Genomic DNA, 16743 nt, shown 5'->3' on the forward strand with positions numbered 1-16743 from the left:
ATACGGTTAACTTACAAAAAAGTTAGGTATTTATAATCTGCCTTAGCAGCTCAATAATCGCTGCGTTACTTTTGATTGGGGATTTTGAAAAACCTCTTCAGTAGGGCCGTATTCAACTACTTCGCCCTTATCAAGCACAACAACGTGATCGCTAATATGGCGTACTAAGCTTAAATGATGGGTGATCATTACATAGGTTAATCCTGTATCTCGTTGCAGTTTAAGTAACAAGTTTACTATTTGGGCGCGTATAGAAGGGTCTAAAGACGAAAGAGCTTCATCAAGAACAATCACCTTAGGATCTAAAATTAATGCGCGAGCAAACGCTACACGCTGTAATTGCCCTACACTAAACATATGTGGGTAGTAGTGTCGGTGATCCACTAGTAAACCAACTTTTGATAGCGTAGCCGCTATTTTTTCTTCACGCTCTGTATTATCAAAACCAGTATTGTACTGCAGGCAATCATCAAGCATTTCGCCAATAGTTAATCCTGGATTTAATGATGCGCCTGAATCTTGAAAAATCATACGGATGTGGCGACATTGATTATCGCGTACACCCTTGTCTTCAATAATGTTATTTTCAAGTAAAATTTGCCCGCTATCAGCACTATCAGCACCAGAAAGTAACTTAGCTAAGGTACTTTTTCCTGAACCGGTTTCGCCAATAATTGCAATGCTTTCGCCTTTACCCACACAAAATGAAATGTTTTTAAGTACTTCAAACTTTTTACGTGAAAAAAGCCCAGCTCGTACATTGAATGTTTTCGATAACGCTTGTACTTTTAATAACGGTTGCATTATTTCATGTCCTTAATTAGCGGGAAATGGCATGCGTAACTATGTCCGTGGTGCTTAGTAAGGGGAGGTGTGATTACACATGCTTTTTGTGCTTGTGGACAACGTGGTCCTAAACGGCAGCCAATAGGCAAGTGTTGTAGGGTTGGAATAGTGCCTTTGAGAGCATAAAAAGGCTCTTTATGGGCTAAACCTTGTTCGTAGTCGGGCAAACTTTTTAATAAAGCTTGTGTATAGGGATGGCGAGGTTGTTTAAATATTTGCTCGGTCGGACCTGCTTCAACCATTTGTCCACAATATAAAACGTGAATACCATGTGACCAATGCGCAATTTCTTCAAGTTCGTGAGAAATCATCAAGATGGACATGTTTTTAAGTTGGTTTAAGCTTTTTAATAACCTAAACACTTGTGCACGCGTTGTGCTTTCAAGCGCTGTAGTTGGCTCATCAGCAATTAATAGCTTGGGGGTTCTGGCAATCGCCATTGCTATCATGACTTTTTGACATACGCCTTCTGAGAGTTCGTGTGGATAGCTACTTAGTACCGCTTCGTGGTTTTTAATACCTACTTTATGGATGAGTGCTTTTACTCTGTCTTTTCGCTCGCGGTTGCGCTTTAAAAAGAAACCCTTAGTAGCAACCTCTGGTAATGTTTCGGCAATTTGGTCAAATATTTTAGCGGTCGGGTCAAGGCAGCGGCTTGGGTCTTGATAGATCATCGCTATATCCTGGCTTACAATTTTACGACGTTGATCAGGAGTTAAACGCATCAAGTCTACACCGCGCCAATGAATACGGTCGGCTGTTATATCCCAGCGTTCGTTTAGTACGCCAATAATGGCTTTAGCAATTAGGCTTTTGCCAGAGCCAGATTCACCTACAAGTGCATGTACCTCACCTTCTTTTAAGCTAAAGCTGACTCTATCTACCGCTCTTATAACGGTTTCTGAAGTGCGAAGTTCAATTGTTAGGTTTCGAACATCAAGTAATTGCATTCAATCAGCCTTACGTGCTTTTAGCACTTGTCGCAGACCATCACCTACTAAATTTGTAGATAATACGGCTAAAAATAGTAGAACGCCGGGCAGGGCAACCGTCCAAGGCGCTAAATAAATTAGGCCTAAATTTTCGGCTAATATTGCACCCCACTCGGTGGTTGGTGGCTGAGCGCCTAGTTTTAAAAACCCCAGTGCAGAAATATCCAATATGGCAGTCGAAAGCGCCATGGTGAATATAACCACAATATGCTCATAAATATTAGGGAAAATACCGCGCGATATAATATGCCAATTAGATGCGCCATCGAGCCTGAAGGCGGTAATGTAATCTTTATTTAATTCATCAACAATAAGGTTTCTTATTGAGTGAATAAACTGTGGTAAAAGCGCTAAAATAATAGCCCACACGGTATTCATTAAACCAGGACCCAGTATAGCGATTATTATTATTGCCAATAATAACGAAGGAATAGAGAGCGTTATATCAAGTAAATGATTTAAAAAGCTTGATCGTAAACCACGGCTAATACCTGCAAAAGTACCCACTAATACACCAATAATAGTGGTGAGAAGCGCGGCCACAACAGATAAACCAAACGTATATGTAGCACCATTCATTAAACGCGAAAGTACATCGCGGCCTAAATCATCGGTGCCTAAAATAAAGCGGACATCGCCCATTTCACGCCAAGATGGTGGGATAAGCAATGCATCACTATGCTGTTGGTTAACACCATAAGGAGCTAAAAGTGGCGCTGTTGCGGCTAATAACGCAAATGCTAAAAATATCCATAAACCAACCAATGCTGGATGATTATTTTTAAATTTTCGCCAAAATCGCGCGAGTGGCGATTTATTCGACTCTTCAGAAAATAAATTAAACTTTGCCATGGGCTTGATTCCGCGAGAGTGGGTCGAATAGAGTGTAAATAAGCTCAGCTGTAATAGTGGCTAAAATAACAAACAACGATACCGCCATTAAACCGCCTTGAATAGCGGGGAAGTCGCGTTGATAAATACTGTCAATTAACCAGCGACCAATACCTGGCCACGAAAAAATGACTTCGGTTATCATTGCAAGTGTTATTAGCGTACTAAACTGTAAACCAATTTGCTTAATTACCGGTAGTAATGCATTACGCAGTGCATGGTGCATTATAAGTTGCCTGCGATTAAGCCCTTTTGCTCTTGCCGTTTTAATAAAGTTTTGATCCATTACTTTAAGCATCGACTCGCGAGTAAAACGAACCAATACAGTTGTTGGATACATGGCAAGTACAATAGTAGGTAGCGTTAAATGATGCAGTGCATCTAAAAATGCAATTCCTTTGTAGGGAAAACCCGCTAACGCGATATCAATTAAGATAAAGCCTGTATCGGCGGGAATTTCATAAAGGAGCCCCATCCTTCCTGACATAGGAAACCAGCCAAGCTTTAATGAAAAAACCATTATTAATAACAATGCGAGCCAAAATACAGGCATTGAATAACCCACCATAGTGGTAGAATTTATAAGTTTATCGGGCCAGCGTTTATGATAGCCAGAGCCTAAAATGCCAGTAGGTACACCAATAACAACCGATACAATCAATGCATACACGCTAAGCTCTAAGGTAGCCGGTAGCAAATCCACAATATGGCCAAAAACACTGTTACCAGAGGCAAACGAAAGCCCCCAATCACCCTGAAATATTCGCCCTAAAAAGGCAATGTATTGCATAAAGTAATTGCTGTTATATAAATACTTGTCTTCAAGCTCACTATGCTGTGCAAAGTTACTACTTGGTATGCCGCTTAAATTACTTAGCGGATCACCGGGAAATAAATACGCCAGTGAAAACGTAAATACGCTGAGCATCAGTATCATAAAAAAGAACAAACCAAGGCGGCGTAAAACATAATCTAAGATCATTATTTTTTCCTCGCGTTGGCAAGTGATATAGCGCCAAATGGGCCAAGTGTTATACCTTCAACATCAGCACTGCTTGCTTGAAAACGCAGACCATGGGCAATAGGTAATAATGGTAGCTCGTCGATAATTAGTGTTTGCGCTTCTTCATAATATTTTTTACGTTTATTCAGATCAGTTGTATCGAGTGCTTGAGTTAGCAATAAATCAAATTTAGGGTTACACCAGTTTGCTGGATTTTTACCACTAAAAGTTGCGGTACAACTTAATAGTGGGCTAAAGAAGTTATCAGGATCGGGTGTATCAGCAGCCCAACCAAGCAGTACGCTATCGTGTCTGTGCTCGCCGATACGTTTAATAAACGTATTCCATTCATACTCTACAATGCTTACGTTAACGCCAATTTTGCGTAAATCGCTTTGCATAAGCTCAGCCATTTTACGTGCGTTAGGATTATAAATTCGGCTCACAGGCATCGCCCAAATATTCATATCAAAGCCATTAGGAAAACCAGCGTCAATAAGTAATTTTTTAGCAAGTTCAGGGTCGAACAGTGGCATGTTCTCTTGCGGCTCAAATGCCCATGAAGTGGGTGGTAAGATAGATTGTGCACGTGTGCCGTTACCGAAATAGACCGCTTGCATTATTTTATCTGTATCAATAGCATGCGCCAGTGCTTGGCGTACTCTCAAATCGTCAAAAGGAGCGCGCTCGGTATTAAATGCCCAGTAACCAACATTTAAGTTTGTTTCTTTTTCAATGTTAATATCGTCGCGTTGAGCTAAAATACTGAGCTGTGCACTGCTTGGATGAGCGGTTACATCGCACTCTTTAGTCAACATTTTAGCAATGCGTGCGGTACCATTAGGTGTAATGTCGTAAACTAATTGCTCTAGTGCTACTTCGTGTTTCCAATAAACTGGATTTTTATAAAAGCGCACTAAGTGATCGCGGCGATATTCTTTATAAATATAAGGACCAGTGCCAACAGGGTATTGATCAAACAAGTTTGTTTGTTCGCTTGCCTTTAACTTCATTGCATATTCTTCTGAAAGTACCACGGCAAAGTCGGTAGCCATATTAGCTAAAAAGCTACTTTCAGGATTAAACAACTCAAATCGTACTTGGTAGTCAGACACGCGTACAATTTTACGAATGAGTTGATCAATCCCCACACTTTGAAAATATGGGTAATTAGCATCGCCCACAAAGTGATATGGATTGTATACATCGAATAATCGGCTAAAGGTGAATATAACGTCGTCGGCGTTAAAATCCCGCGATGGGGTAAAATAAGAAGTTGTATGAAACTTTACATCTTTACGCAAGGTAAAGGTAACCGATTTACCATCTTTACTAATTTTCCAATCGGTTGCTAACTCACTTTGAAATTCTGCCGTAACAGGGTCAATGCTAATTAAACGGTCGTATAATTGGTTAGCAATTATATCAATAGTTGAACCGGTGGTCGTGACTTGCGGATTAAACGACACAGGGTTAGCTTCAGCGCAATAAACTAAGCCTTGGTTTTTTTCTTCTATGATTTCTTCTTTGCTATCAAGGCAACCAACTAAAGTGGTGGCAAGCAAAACAAGTAATAATTTATGCACCCGCATAACCTCTGACTATTGTTGATCCAACAAGTTGTATTTTTTAAGATAACCACGTAATTGATGATACGTTAAACCAAGTACTTCTGCAGTTTTCTTTTGATTAAATTGGCTATGTTCGAGCGCTTTATTAATCATGTTTATTTCAAAGTCGTTTGAGCGCTCTTTTAAGCTGCACGGAAATTGAATATCGACGGCGATATTACTGCTTGCTTGAGCAATCGGCGGCGCAACAACAATAGGCTCGGCATTAACAGTTTGAGCCGCTATAGGTGCTTTAATGCGCGCTTTTGGTCTAAATGGGCTATCGAATGGGTCTAAAATAATCTGGTGAACGGGGATATGTTCACTACCGTGGCGATACAAACTGCGTTCAACCACATTTTTAAGTTCACGAATATTACCAGGCCAATCATAACTAAGCAGTGTTTCTGTTGCGCTTCGGGTAAAACCGCTAAACAGTTCCCACTCTAAATCGCGTGCCATATTCATCGCAAACTGCTCAGCAAGAAGCATAATATCGTCTTGGCGTTCGCGCAGTGGCGGCAGGGTAATTACATCAAAGGCAAGGCGATCGAGTAAGTCACTTCTAAATTCACCTTGCTCAGCTAAATAAGGGAGGTCTTCGTTTGTGGCACACACTAAGCGTGTATCTACTTTTACAGTTTGTTTGCCGCCAACACGTTCAAACTCACCGTATTCTATAACGCGCAGCAGTTTTTCTTGTACCATAGCTGAGGTATTAGCTAATTCATCTAAAAACAGTGTGCCGCTGTTAGCGCGTTCAAAACGACCTTCGTGGCGTTTGCTTGCCCCCGTAAAAGCACCGCTTTCGTGGCCAAACAATTCACTTTCGAGTAAGTTTTCGTTAAGTGCTGCACAGTTAAGTTTTACGTAGTTTTGATCCCAACGCTTTGATAAAAAGTGTAAGCGTGCTGCTATTAGCTCTTTACCTGTGCCGCGTTCACCAATAATAAGTACCGGTTTATCTAAATTAGCCAGTTGCGATACCTGATCTAATACAGACAGAAAGCTATCTGATTGGCCGAGTAAATTATCCTGTTGGCGATATTGGCTCATATTTCCTAACTCTTGGTCATTTTTACTAACAGTTAGTGTATTTCATAAGTCGGGATAACTAAAGAAATTTGTATATTTAGTTTAACGTAATGAAAATAAAGTGTATTTTAACTTTTAAAAAGTTGGCAAGCATATTGATACTAGTTATAGCAGACTAACTAAGTTTTAATTACAGAGGTAAATGTTATGGGAATTTTTTCACGTTTTGCAGATATTGTTAATTCTAATATCAACGCCATTTTAGATAAAGCAGAAGACCCAGAAAAAATGGTTCGTCTGATTATTCAAGAAATGGAAGACACGCTTGTTGAAGTACGTTCTACATCAGCTAAAACATTGGCTGAGAAAAAAGAAATTGTACGCCGCTTAGATACGCTTAAAGCACAGGTAAGCGATTGGCAAGATAAAGCCGAACTGGCTTTAAGTAAAGACCGCGACGATTTAGCGCGTTCAGCCCTACTTGAAAAGCAAAAGTCGGCAGATGCCGTTGCTTCAGTCGCTAGTGAACTTGAACATGTAGAGTCTCATATTGAGAAATTACAGCAAGAAGTAACGACACTACAAGAAAAGCTAGCAGATGCGAAATCTCGTCAAAAGGCAATTATACTTCGCCAACGTTCGGCTGAGTCGCGCCTTGAAGTGAAAAAGACACTTGATAGCTCAAAAGTAGAGGACGCACTTAATCGCTTTGAACGTTACGAAACTAAAATTGATGGACTAGAATCTCAAATTGAGTCTTACGATTTAGGTAAAAAGACGTTAGCGGACGAAATTGCTAATCTACAAAAAAATGAAAAGATAGATGATGAGCTAGCCGAACTTAAAAAGAAGCTAGCTGATAAATAACTTATAAAGGGGTACTTAAAGTGCCCCACTGCTTAAAAACATCAAAACGGATTATCAGGAGAGGATTATGTTTGATTCAGATGTAATAATTGTTCCATTTGTTATGTTTATGATTTTTGTTGCCCCGCTGTGGCTAATTTTGCACTACCGTAGCAAAAAACAAGTAAGCCAAGGTTTAAGTGAGCACGAACATCGCCAGTTACTTGAGCTTGCACATAAAGCCGAAAAAATGGCAGACAGGGTTGAAACACTTGAAGCATTGCTTGATCAAGAGTCACCACAATGGAGACGCAAAGTATGAGTGCCAAACGCGAATTATTAAGAGACCCACAACGCGGTAAAATAGCCGGAGTATGTGCGGGATTAAGTGACTACTTTAATATGGAGTTATGGTTAGTTCGCATTATATTTGTTAGTGCGGTACTGCTAACGGGTGGCCCATTATTTGTGGTAGCGTATATTGCAGCCTGGTTCATTTTAGATAAAAAAGAGCCCGCAACAGTGCAAACTAACAGCTCAACTAAACATGACGATCCGCTAGAAGTAAAATTGAAAGTATGGCAAAAAGGCGAGCCACCGCGCCGCGCATTGCAAGATTTAAAAGAGCGTTTAACGCGTGTAGATACTCGCCTTCAAGATATGGAGCGCCATGTAACTTCAAGCGAGTTTACGGTGAGTCGTGAAATTAACAAACTTTAAAGGATTTAATAGCACCTTATTTGCAGCGTGATAAATTACGGCAAATTAGGTGCAAGACACTTTATGAGCCAATCATTCGCAAAAAAGACCTTTAAAAGTATTAAAGGCAAAGCACAAAAAGCCCTTCATCGCGGTTTAGACCAACACGTAAAACTAGCCGTAACAGGCCTAAGTGGTAGCGGTAAAACAGCCTTTATTACCGCGCTTGTTAAACATTTAACAACCCAAGCGGACGATAAAAACTTACCTTTTTTGATGTAATGCGCGAGCATCGCCATGTGGCCACTAAAGTTGTGCCGCAAGAGGCGTTAAAAGTCCCTACGTTTAATTATACGCGCGCGCTAAACTCATTATTACCCAGCGATGGGATGCCTACATGGCCTGCATCTACCGAGCGTATTAATACGCTGCGCTTGGCAATAAAGTATCAAAGTAACGCAGGGCTGCGCGGCCATTTTTCGCCGCAATCAACACTTTATTTAGATATTATTGACTACCCGGGTGAATGGCTCCTTGATTTACCTATGCTTGAGCAAAGCTATGCTCAATGGTGCGAGCAGCAATATCCATTATTAACTCAGCCTTCGCGCGTAAACACGTCAAGTGATTTTTTAATGGCCGTTGAGCAACTTGACTTAAACGCTCCCGTTGATGAAAACGCACTTGCTCATATTGCTCAGCTTTATCAAAGCATGTTAGTAGGGCTTAAAAAAGACACCAAACTTGCCATGTTGCAACCTGGGCGCATGCTTATGCCTGGCGACTTACAAGGCGCACCATTATTATTGTTTTTCCCGGTATCGGGTGAGGTAAACAGTGACGATGTTGTTGCGGGTTCTAATTTAGCGCATTTAATTAAGCGCTTTAACGCCTATATAAAAGAAGTCGTAAAACCATTTTATAATGAGCATTTTAGGCACTTTGATCGCCAAATTGTACTTGTAGATGTACTAAGTGCATTAAACGAAGGGCACGAAACACTCCAAGAGCAAAGCAGTGTAATAAACCAATTACTCGCACACTTTAATTATGGCGAATCAGGCTTTTTTAAACGTTTATTTAAGCCAAACATAGACAAAATATTATTTGCAGCTAATAAGTCAGATCATATAAGTGCTAAGCACCATAAAGATTTAGCACTGCTACTTGATTCGCTCGTGCATGAGCAAAGCAATCATTTAAAGTTTGATGGTGTAAAAATAGAAACCATGGCTATGTCGTCAATTACAGCCACGCAGCCGCGCCAAATTGCCGACAAAGGCCAAACGCTTGACTGCATTTACGGCAAACCATTACACGAGCCTGATTGGCTTACGTATTTACCGCCCCAACCTCCCTCGCGGATGCTTAATAAAAATGAGTGGCCAGCACAGGGATTTGAGTTTTTATCGTTCTCTCCAATGCCGAGCCCCGATAAACAACTAAAACATATTCGATTAGATCATGTCATGCAGTACCTGCTAGGAGACAAATTAACATGAGTGAGTCAAACCAACCATTTCAAGCAGGGCGTCGCATAGATACGCAAAGCATTGAACAAAACGAACCCGTTTTAGCACCTGCAAAAATTATTCAGCACGGGCAAAGTGATTACGAAGAGCTTGAAGATGAAGCACTGGAGCCAGAAATAGATCTGGAGCCTGTATACAAAAAGTCAAAATGGCAAACGCCCAAAGGTGTTTTTGCTATTAGCTTTATAGTGCTGGTGCTTTTAGAGTTTGCATACTCGTTAGTATTTGCTTTCGAGCAGTCAATCATTTTAGGCAGTGTTTATTTAACAGCGGTTGTAAGTGGCGTATTGCTAATAGGGCGCTTATTGTGGCGAGAGTATCGAATGCTGCGCAGTTTAAAGCGTAACCAATTGCACCGAGTTGAAGCCGACAGACTTTTAAACAGCGAGCAAGTAGGCGGTGCATTACCTTGGCTCGAAAAGCTTAATAAACACCAGGAGCTTGATAACTTTGAAACCTTTAAAGATCAAGTAGCTACGCATCACAGTGACAAAGAAATAATGACGTTGTACGCCAACAGCTTATTAATAACCCAAGACACCAAAGCTAAAAAGCTTATAAATCGTTTTGCGACTGAATCTGCACTGCTAGTTGCCCTAAGCCCACTTGCGCTGGTGGATATGATGGCCGTGCTTTGGCGCGGTACTAAGTTAATAGAACAAATTGGTAAAATTTACGGCATTGGTTTTGGCTACGCGAGCCGTATAAAGTTATACCGTATGCTGATAAAACAAGTGATGTTTGTTGGCAGTGCTGAGCTTGTATCTGACCTTGCTGCAACTGCACTGAGTGCTGAACTGCTAGGTAAACTTTCGGGGCGGGCAGCGCAAGGGGTCAGCGCCGGTATTTTTACAGCGCGTATTGGTTACAAAGCAATGGAGCTTAGCCGCCCATTACCACGGCTTGAAAACAAGCGTAGCTTGTTAAAAGGCACTGTGCAAAGTATTGCAGGTAAAATAATGAGTCGTAAAAAACCAGAGTCTGCTCAATAATTTGGCAATATTTATGTACAGGTGAGCGAGTAAACTTTGCACAAATAGCCATCTGAGCATCTGGCATGCTTGCTGTTTGTAAGCGCATACGTTTTGATTGATGAATTGCAAAAACATAATAATCAAAAAATGAGCCTACAATGAGCAAGCATCATATAAACACCCAATGTATTCACGGACCACAAAAAGCAAACGACCCGCACGGCGCACTCACTTCTCCTTTGTATCAAACCTCTACTTTTCATTTTGAAAATGCCGCACAAGGTGCTGCGCGTTTTGCAGGCGACGAACCTGGCTATATTTATACGCGTTTAGGAAACCCTACAACCACAGAACTTGAACAAAAAGTTGCTCAACTAGAAAGCTGTGAAGCGGCAGCTGCAACCGCAACGGGTATGGGGGCTGTATCTGCCTCAGTACTGAGCTTTTTATCGCAGGGAGATCATCTTGTTGCCTCAAGTGCTTTATATGGTTGTACCTTTGCGTTTTTCTCGCACATGTTGCCGCGCTGGGGAATTGAAGTCACCTTTGTTGATATGACCAACGAGGACGAACTACGCGCTGCCATCAAACCTAATTCAAAAATGATATTTGTAGAAACGCCAATTAACCCCACTATGGCGGTTATTGATTTGGCACTCATTGGCGCAGTTGCTAAAGAGCACAATTTAATTAGTGTGGTCGACAACACCTTTTTAACGCCGCTACTACAATCACCAAAAAAATACGGTATCGACATTATAATGCACAGTGCGACCAAGTACTTAAATGGTCACGGAGACGTAGTCGCCGGTATTGTATGTGGATCGCTTGAGCACATAACACACATCAAAATGACCGTATTAAAAGATATTGGTGCAACCATAAGCCCGCACGATGCATGGCTAATTAATCGAGGTCTAAAAACACTCGCCATTAGAATAGAGCGTCATTGTCAAAGCGCACAAACGATAGCCGAATATCTAGAAGCGCACCCACAAGTAAGCACAGTATATTACCCAGGGCTTAAATCGCACCCAGGTTATAAGTTTATTGGTAACCAAATGAAAGCCGCTGGTGGTGTTATTGCGTTTGAAATAAAAGGTAGGATACAAGAAGGCGCGCAATTTATTAATAGTATGAAACTTTGTACACTTGCAGTAAGCCTCGGCGACGCTGAAACACTGATTCAGCATCCTGCATCAATGACTCACTCGCCTTATACGCCAGAGGAGCGAGCCGCCGCTGGAATAAGTGATGGGCTGATCAGACTCTCGGTTGGGCTTGAAGATGTTAACGACATTATTAGTGATTTAAACCAAGCTTTTACTAAAATTGGTTGTGTGTAATTAATTGTGTACACATAAAAATGAGCTGCAGGCCTTTATTTTAAGGTCTGTATTTTTAATGTGCCACAGGTGTAATTTTTACTTTACGATTGGGGTGATCGCGCCAAATACTGATGTTAGCCTATCTATTAAACTCTTCTTCACTTTTGCATAGTATGGGGTCATTCGATATTCAATAGGTTTGAATATCACACTGACACCGATTTAGGGCTCACACCCAAGAAGGTATTTATGGCTAAAGCAAGTAAATACACATCCAAAACACCAGACGAAAATGGTGTTATACACTGGAGTGATGAAGAAAATAAAATTTGGTCTGAGCTTGTAGCGCGCCAGCTTACATGCATTGAAGGCAAAGCCTGCAACGAGTACATGCAAGGGTTAAAAAGATTAACTTGCCGCACGATCGTATTCCGCAGTTAAGCGAACTAAACGAAGTGTTACTAGCCACTACCGGTTGGCAAGTAGCGCCAGTACCTGCACTTATCGACTTTGATGAGTTTTTTAGATTACTGGCAAATAAGCAGTTTCCGGTAGCTACATTTATTCGTAGCCGCGAAGAGTTTGATTACCTACAAGAGCCAGATATTTTTCATGAAATATTTGGCCATTGCGCCATGCTAACTAACCCTGACTTTGCCGAGTTTACGCACAAGTACGGGCAATTAGGTTACGCAGCGCAGAAAAAGGACCGTGTATACCTTGCGCGTATATACTGGTTTACGGTTGAATTTGGTTTAATGCAAACCGAAGACGGCCTGCGTATTTACGGCGGTGGTATTTTATCAAGCCCAGGTGAAACTCAGTACGTGTACTCAAACACGCCAGAAATCAGCCCAATGAATGTGCTTGATGTACTGCGTACGCCGTACCGTATTGATATTATGCAACCACAGTACTACACCATAAATTCGATTCATGATCTGTTTGATATATCGCAAATGGATATTATGACTTTGGTTGAGCGAGCTAAAGAGCTTGGTTTGCATGACCCAAAATTTCCACCAAAAGAAAAATTAGCCAGTTAAACATTAATGCTAAAAAAGCTAAAAGTAAGGATTTAGAATGTCTTCATTAAGTGCACAAAAATGCGAAGCTTGTCATGTAGATGCGCCAAAAGTATCTGACGAAGAGTTAGCACAATTAATTACTAAAATCCCAGACTGGGTACCAGAAGTACGCGACGGCATTATGCAGCTTGAGCGTGTTTATAAATTTAAAAACTTTAAACAGGCTATCGCGTTTACTAACAAAGTAGGCGACATGGCAGAAGACGAAGGCCATCACCCAGGTTTATTAACCGAGTGGGGCAAAGTAACGGTTACATGGTGGAGCCATTCAATTAAAGGCCTACACAAAAACGACTTTATTTGCGCAGCTAAAACAGACGACGTATTTAACGCGCTGTAAACTTTTTAAAGGTCTAACCTTCGCAACAAAAAGCTCGCTAAAATTATTTAGCGGGCTTTTTATATGCCGTCGTTACTGGCATTTATAGAAATTGAATGAACCTTTAGCTGCTTATCTGAAAACTTACTTTTAAGCATGTCGATGGTTTTTTCTTGTTGCCTACAAGGCGGACAGGGGCCTACATCTTCATCTATTGAGGTGTAAAACAACGTATACTTTTGCTGGGTAAAATCGGGCAATGTTGTTAACAGCTGCTCTAGGTTACTTTTAATTAAATCAGAATCAGGATGGCTTTGTTTATTTTTAAAAATGGATAAAATATTAGGTAAATATTTATCAGAGTAATAAATCAACTCGCCTTTGCTGTTAAACAAAAACATTTGCGGTGCGGTATTACCAATGGGCGATTTAGTCATTTGGTAATGAGAGAAACTATACTGCTCAGCGTATGTATTTCCGCTATATATAAGTAGTGTAGCTAGTAGTAATTTGTACATGCTTATCCTTAAGTTAAGCTATTCCACGAGTTGTTAAGTGTTTTTTTAATCTCTATAGCAATAATACATATAACCGCTAACAAAATGACTAAATGCACTGTAAGTATCGTGTTTAGGTCAAAAACGGATTGTTGAAATAAAAAAGTTTGTAGTTTTTCATGTTGGGTGAAAAATAACGCAATAATAACTATGTGGGTTATTACAAATGCAGTGAAAAAGAGCTTTAAAAATAAATAGCATATTTGGTAGCTGCGAGCGCCCATAGCACGTCTTAATGCAAGCTCTGTGGATGATTTAGCCGTAAGTTGTTTAATACTGCTGTAGTTGTATAAAAAGGCAGAGAGTAGAAGAATTGATGAACACACAACGGTAATTATAAGTAATGCATTTCGTAGGGGCTTGCTCATTTTTTACTAAAGACGAAAGGGGGGTAAGTGATAAATCGTTAAAGTTTACACTTAATGCTCTTACTGCCGTTTGGAGTTCATTTTCAACTTGTGTGATGGGCGCATAAGTTTTAATTATAATTGTCTCAAAACCTGTCAGGGCACTTATTACACTATATACAGTTGGCTGAACGGGTGTGTCGGCTCCTTCGTTATAAATATCATTAACAACGCCAACTACTTTATGTTTTACTTTTCCAGTATCAAATTGGGCTAATAAATAAGCTTGGCTTAGTTCTGTACCTGCAAAGTATTGATCCCATAACGCGCTGTTAACGACAATGTTTTGGTACTGTTGCCATTGCACGCTTTGCCCAGAGATAAGCTTAGCGCCAATAGTTTTAAAGTAATGCGGGCTCACTCTATGGCTTGCGGTACTAGCGCTTTTTCCCGAACTGATAGCTTGTCCGGTAACGGTGTACCATGCACTAAACCCACTGCGATCTGATAGTGGCGGGGCAGAGCTAAGTGATACTTCTTCAATAATAGGTAGTGATTTTAATTGCTGAATTAATTGTTGAGCAGAGTTATTTGCATTAAAGGCCTCGTTAGGTGATTGTGGAAAACTAAAGCTGGCAATTAGAATATTGTCTGCATTAAAACCCATACTTTTGTTATTTAAATTAATCTGGCTGTAAATAACCAAACTACTAATGTAAACACTTGTAATAGCAAGGCTAGTAAGTAATGAAAGCAATGAGAACACTTGTACTTTTTCGCTTGTTGTTGCACTTTGGCTGCGTCCAATACTGCTGTGTATCCACCTTCGCTGAAAATAACTAAGCGCCGATAAAAAAGTAATAATAACAATGTAAAATACCGCCAGCGTAAATAATGAAAAAGAGCTGCTTAGCTGATTCAGGCTTGGTAATAAAATTGCGCTGATGCGGTCGCTCAGTGGATACAAAGCGCACATTACAATAATAAGTAGTAGGCTTGTGAGTGCAATATCAATAATTTGCTGCACAAAAATGTGTTTGTTATTGGCTCCACATAGTTTGCGTATAGTTTCTTCTTGTTGCTTTTTAATTGACTCTGCACAGTAAAATGCACAAAAGGCTATAAAGCTAAATATGAGTAAAATATAATAAAGTAACTGCAATAAGTTTAGGCGCTTCAATATTTTATTAAAGTGAGTAGGGTTAACGCCAATACCATCACTAAACTTAAGTTCGGTGTTATCAAATATAAACATTTCGTTTTGTAAGTGCTTATTTAGCAAGCTTAAAAAGAGTGTTTTATTTTTAACGTTTCCTAGAATATACGTAAATGTATCTGGGGTCAGTCTACTTTCTTGAGGCAAAATACGCTTGAGTTGCGAGTAAGGAATAACGAGTTTAGGTTCATAGGCACGTTTAAAGCTTTTAAACTCTTTTGGCATTACAGCAACAATGTTTATGCTTTTATTATTAACAACAAGCTGTTTGCCAATAATATCAGTGACACCTTTAAAATGAGTATGCCAAAACGAATAGCTAATGGCGGCACTTAGTGCGCTGCCTTGTTTTGGGAAGTCTAATTGATTAAAGCTGCCTAAGGCAGGAATGATACCTAATTGTTTATAACCCCCCGACATAAAGCTTACCTTAACAGGCTCACTATCATGATTAACCGAAAGCTTTAATGATAAATCAATAGAGCGTTCAAAAACGCCGACTAAATCTTGGTGCAATAAGGTTATTTCATCAAAAATGTACTCATCAACGGGTAAGTCATTTTGAGTATCACTTAAGTAAACTTGTTTAATGTTGTGGATGTTATTTATTGCCGTGTAATCGGCTGATAAAAACTGACTATGAATATTACTTATATTTAAAATTAAACATAAAGGAATACTCAGCAATAAACAGCTAAGCCATAATTTAGTATTTTGCTTAGCATATTTTAGCCAGTTTAAGGTCAGATCAGTAATTAAGTTCAGCATCAAAAACCTTGCGCACTAAGCTGTCCGTCTTGAATATACAAACGCGTTTTTGCTGTTTTAGCATGGTTTTCATCATGTGTTATTAAGCAAATTGTTTTGCCATCGTCGTTTAGCTTATTGAGTAACTGATATATTTGTTCGCTATTACTCGAATCTAAATTACCCGTTGGCTCATCGGCTAAAATAATAGAGGGCTCATTTATTAATGCTCTAGCAATAGCAACTCTTTGTTGTTGCCCGCCTGATAATTGGCTTGGCTTTCTATCAATAAATTCAAGCATATTTACTTTATTAAGCGCAGCTTCTACTTTTTTTGATAATCCTTTCTAGGTACCGACTTGTTGTAACTGAGTGGCAAAGCTACGTTATCAAATACGCTTAAATGATTTAATAAATTAAAGTTTTGAAATATAAAACCAAGTTCTCTGTTTTTAATGGCTGCAATAGAGTCGGATGTTAAGTCTGCTGTGTTAGTGCCTAAAATAGTGTATTGCCCTTGGCTAGGTAAGTTTAGTAAACCTAAAATAGAAAGTAGGGTACTTTTACCACTGCCAGAAGTACCAGTTATTGCAATGTAGTCACCACTGTTTATTTTAAAACTTACAGCTTTGAGAGTATCAATTTTGGTATTAGGGTATTGATAAAAAACATTATTAAACTCTATTAACGGATAACTCATAACTGACACCTCA

At 39.9% G+C, this 16743-nt stretch carries 16 protein-coding genes and 2 pseudogenes; 8 read left to right on the forward strand and 10 right to left on the reverse strand.

What is annotated here, in order from left to right:
* Positions 1-42: 42 nt before the first annotated feature.
* Genes P20652_RS09750 through pspF form a run of 6 tightly spaced genes read right to left on the reverse strand, consistent with a single transcriptional unit; the run spans position 43 to position 6398 of the window.
* Positions 43-804 (reverse strand): ATP-binding cassette domain-containing protein, encoded by a 762-nt coding sequence (locus tag P20652_RS09750; protein ID WP_008168578.1) that lies wholly within the window; start codon positions 802-804, stop codon positions 43-45.
* Positions 804-1796, reverse strand: coding sequence for an oligopeptide/dipeptide ABC transporter ATP-binding protein (locus tag P20652_RS09745; RefSeq protein ID WP_008168579.1), 993 nt, complete (start codon positions 1794-1796; stop codon positions 804-806). The genes P20652_RS09750 and P20652_RS09745 overlap by 1 nt, the downstream gene beginning before the upstream one ends.
* Positions 1797-2690, reverse strand: coding sequence for an ABC transporter permease subunit (locus P20652_RS09740; RefSeq protein WP_008168581.1), 894 nt, complete (start codon positions 2688-2690; stop codon positions 1797-1799).
* The gene (locus P20652_RS09735) at positions 2677-3711 is read right to left on the reverse strand and encodes an ABC transporter permease subunit (protein ID WP_008168584.1); all 1035 of its coding nucleotides are present in this window, start codon (positions 3709-3711) and stop codon (positions 2677-2679) included. Before P20652_RS09735 ends, P20652_RS09740 begins: the two co-directional genes overlap by 14 nt.
* Positions 3711-5318, reverse strand: coding sequence for an ABC transporter substrate-binding protein (locus P20652_RS09730; protein WP_008168587.1), 1608 nt, complete (start codon positions 5316-5318; stop codon positions 3711-3713). Before P20652_RS09730 ends, P20652_RS09735 begins: the two co-directional genes overlap by 1 nt.
* 15 nt (positions 5319-5333) lie before the next feature.
* Positions 5334-6398, reverse strand: coding sequence for a phage shock protein operon transcriptional activator (pspF, locus tag P20652_RS09725; protein WP_002958334.1), 1065 nt, complete (start codon positions 6396-6398; stop codon positions 5334-5336).
* A 186-nt stretch (positions 6399-6584) separates the two neighbouring features.
* On the opposite strand from pspF, the gene pspA reads away from it, so the two are divergent.
* From pspA to P20652_RS09690, 8 genes and pseudogenes are all read left to right on the forward strand, one after another.
* Positions 6585-7244 carry a phage shock protein PspA gene (pspA, locus tag P20652_RS09720; protein WP_002958333.1) on the forward strand — a complete coding sequence of 220 codons (660 nt, stop codon included), beginning with the start codon at positions 6585-6587 and terminating at the stop codon, positions 7242-7244.
* Positions 7245-7311: 67 nt separating this feature from the next.
* Positions 7312-7545 carry an envelope stress response membrane protein PspB gene (gene pspB / locus P20652_RS09715; protein ID WP_008168589.1) on the forward strand — a complete coding sequence of 78 codons (234 nt, stop codon included), beginning with the start codon at positions 7312-7314 and terminating at the stop codon, positions 7543-7545.
* Positions 7542-7943 carry an envelope stress response membrane protein PspC gene (pspC, locus tag P20652_RS09710; RefSeq protein WP_008168590.1) on the forward strand — a complete coding sequence of 134 codons (402 nt, stop codon included), beginning with the start codon at positions 7542-7544 and terminating at the stop codon, positions 7941-7943. The genes pspB and pspC overlap by 4 nt, the downstream gene beginning before the upstream one ends.
* A gap of 63 nt (positions 7944-8006) precedes the next feature.
* Positions 8007-9424 (forward strand): annotated as a pseudogene (locus tag P20652_RS09705) (YcjX family protein).
* Complete coding sequence (locus P20652_RS09700; protein WP_008168593.1) at positions 9421-10446, forward strand: YcjF family protein; 1026 nt, start codon at positions 9421-9423, stop codon at positions 10444-10446. The pseudogene P20652_RS09705 and the gene P20652_RS09700 overlap by 4 nt, the downstream one beginning before the upstream one ends.
* 140 nt (positions 10447-10586) lie before the next feature.
* Positions 10587-11774, forward strand: a complete 1188-nt coding sequence (megL, locus tag P20652_RS09695) for a methionine gamma-lyase (protein WP_008168594.1) — start codon at positions 10587-10589, stop codon at positions 11772-11774.
* Positions 11775-12005: 231 nt separating this feature from the next.
* Positions 12006-12802 (forward strand): annotated as a pseudogene (phhA, locus tag P20652_RS18035) (phenylalanine 4-monooxygenase).
* A gap of 37 nt (positions 12803-12839) precedes the next feature.
* Positions 12840-13184 (forward strand): 4a-hydroxytetrahydrobiopterin dehydratase, encoded by a 345-nt coding sequence (locus P20652_RS09690; protein ID WP_002958326.1) that lies wholly within the window; start codon positions 12840-12842, stop codon positions 13182-13184.
* 59 nt (positions 13185-13243) lie between these two features.
* On the opposite strand, the gene P20652_RS09685 is transcribed toward P20652_RS09690, so the two are convergent.
* The 4 genes from P20652_RS09685 to P20652_RS21340 form a co-directional block, all read right to left on the reverse strand.
* Positions 13244-13681 carry a hypothetical protein gene (locus P20652_RS09685; RefSeq protein ID WP_008168597.1) on the reverse strand — a complete coding sequence of 146 codons (438 nt, stop codon included), beginning with the start codon at positions 13679-13681 and terminating at the stop codon, positions 13244-13246.
* A gap of 309 nt (positions 13682-13990) precedes the next feature.
* A complete protein-coding gene (locus P20652_RS09675; RefSeq protein ID WP_008168599.1) occupies positions 13991-16051 on the reverse strand; it encodes an ABC transporter permease in 2061 nt (686 codons plus the stop codon).
* The gene (locus P20652_RS21335) at positions 16051-16332 is read right to left on the reverse strand and encodes an ATP-binding cassette domain-containing protein (protein WP_008168600.1); all 282 of its coding nucleotides are present in this window, start codon (positions 16330-16332) and stop codon (positions 16051-16053) included. The genes P20652_RS09675 and P20652_RS21335 overlap by 1 nt, the downstream gene beginning before the upstream one ends.
* Before the next feature lie 23 nt (positions 16333-16355).
* Positions 16356-16730, reverse strand: coding sequence for an ATP-binding cassette domain-containing protein (locus tag P20652_RS21340; protein WP_008168602.1), 375 nt, complete (start codon positions 16728-16730; stop codon positions 16356-16358).
* Positions 16731-16743 lie beyond the last annotated feature (13 nt).

This window comes from Pseudoalteromonas sp. BSi20652, assembly GCF_000239855.1.
Lineage (GTDB): Bacteria > Pseudomonadota > Gammaproteobacteria > Enterobacterales > Alteromonadaceae > Pseudoalteromonas.

Coding starts and splice junctions, on each gene's coding strand:
- P20652_RS09750 (WP_008168578.1), bottom strand. CDS start 804: ATGCAACCGTTATTAAAAGTACAAGCGTTATCGAAAACATTCAATGTA.
- P20652_RS09745 (WP_008168579.1), bottom strand. CDS start 1,796: ATGCAATTACTTGATGTTCGAAACCTAACAATTGAACTTCGCACTTCA.
- P20652_RS09740 (WP_008168581.1), bottom strand. CDS start 2,690: ATGGCAAAGTTTAATTTATTTTCTGAAGAGTCGAATAAATCGCCACTC.
- P20652_RS09735 (WP_008168584.1), bottom strand. CDS start 3,711: ATGATCTTAGATTATGTTTTACGCCGCCTTGGTTTGTTCTTTTTTATG.
- pspF (WP_002958334.1), bottom strand. CDS start 6,398: ATGAGCCAATATCGCCAACAGGATAATTTACTCGGCCAATCAGATAGC.
- pspA (WP_002958333.1), top strand. CDS start 6,585: ATGGGAATTTTTTCACGTTTTGCAGATATTGTTAATTCTAATATCAAC.
- pspB (WP_008168589.1), top strand. CDS start 7,312: ATGTTTGATTCAGATGTAATAATTGTTCCATTTGTTATGTTTATGATT.
- pspC (WP_008168590.1), top strand. CDS start 7,542: ATGAGTGCCAAACGCGAATTATTAAGAGACCCACAACGCGGTAAAATA.
- P20652_RS09700 (WP_008168593.1), top strand. CDS start 9,421: ATGAGTGAGTCAAACCAACCATTTCAAGCAGGGCGTCGCATAGATACG.
- megL (WP_008168594.1), top strand. CDS start 10,587: ATGAGCAAGCATCATATAAACACCCAATGTATTCACGGACCACAAAAA.
- P20652_RS09690 (WP_002958326.1), top strand. CDS start 12,840: ATGTCTTCATTAAGTGCACAAAAATGCGAAGCTTGTCATGTAGATGCG.
- P20652_RS09685 (WP_008168597.1), bottom strand. CDS start 13,681: ATGTACAAATTACTACTAGCTACACTACTTATATATAGCGGAAATACA.
- P20652_RS09675 (WP_008168599.1), bottom strand. CDS start 16,051: ATGCTGAACTTAATTACTGATCTGACCTTAAACTGGCTAAAATATGCT.
- P20652_RS21335 (WP_008168600.1), bottom strand. CDS start 16,332: ATGCTTGAATTTATTGATAGAAAGCCAAGCCAATTATCAGGCGGGCAA.
- P20652_RS21340 (WP_008168602.1), bottom strand. CDS start 16,730: ATGAGTTATCCGTTAATAGAGTTTAATAATGTTTTTTATCAATACCCT.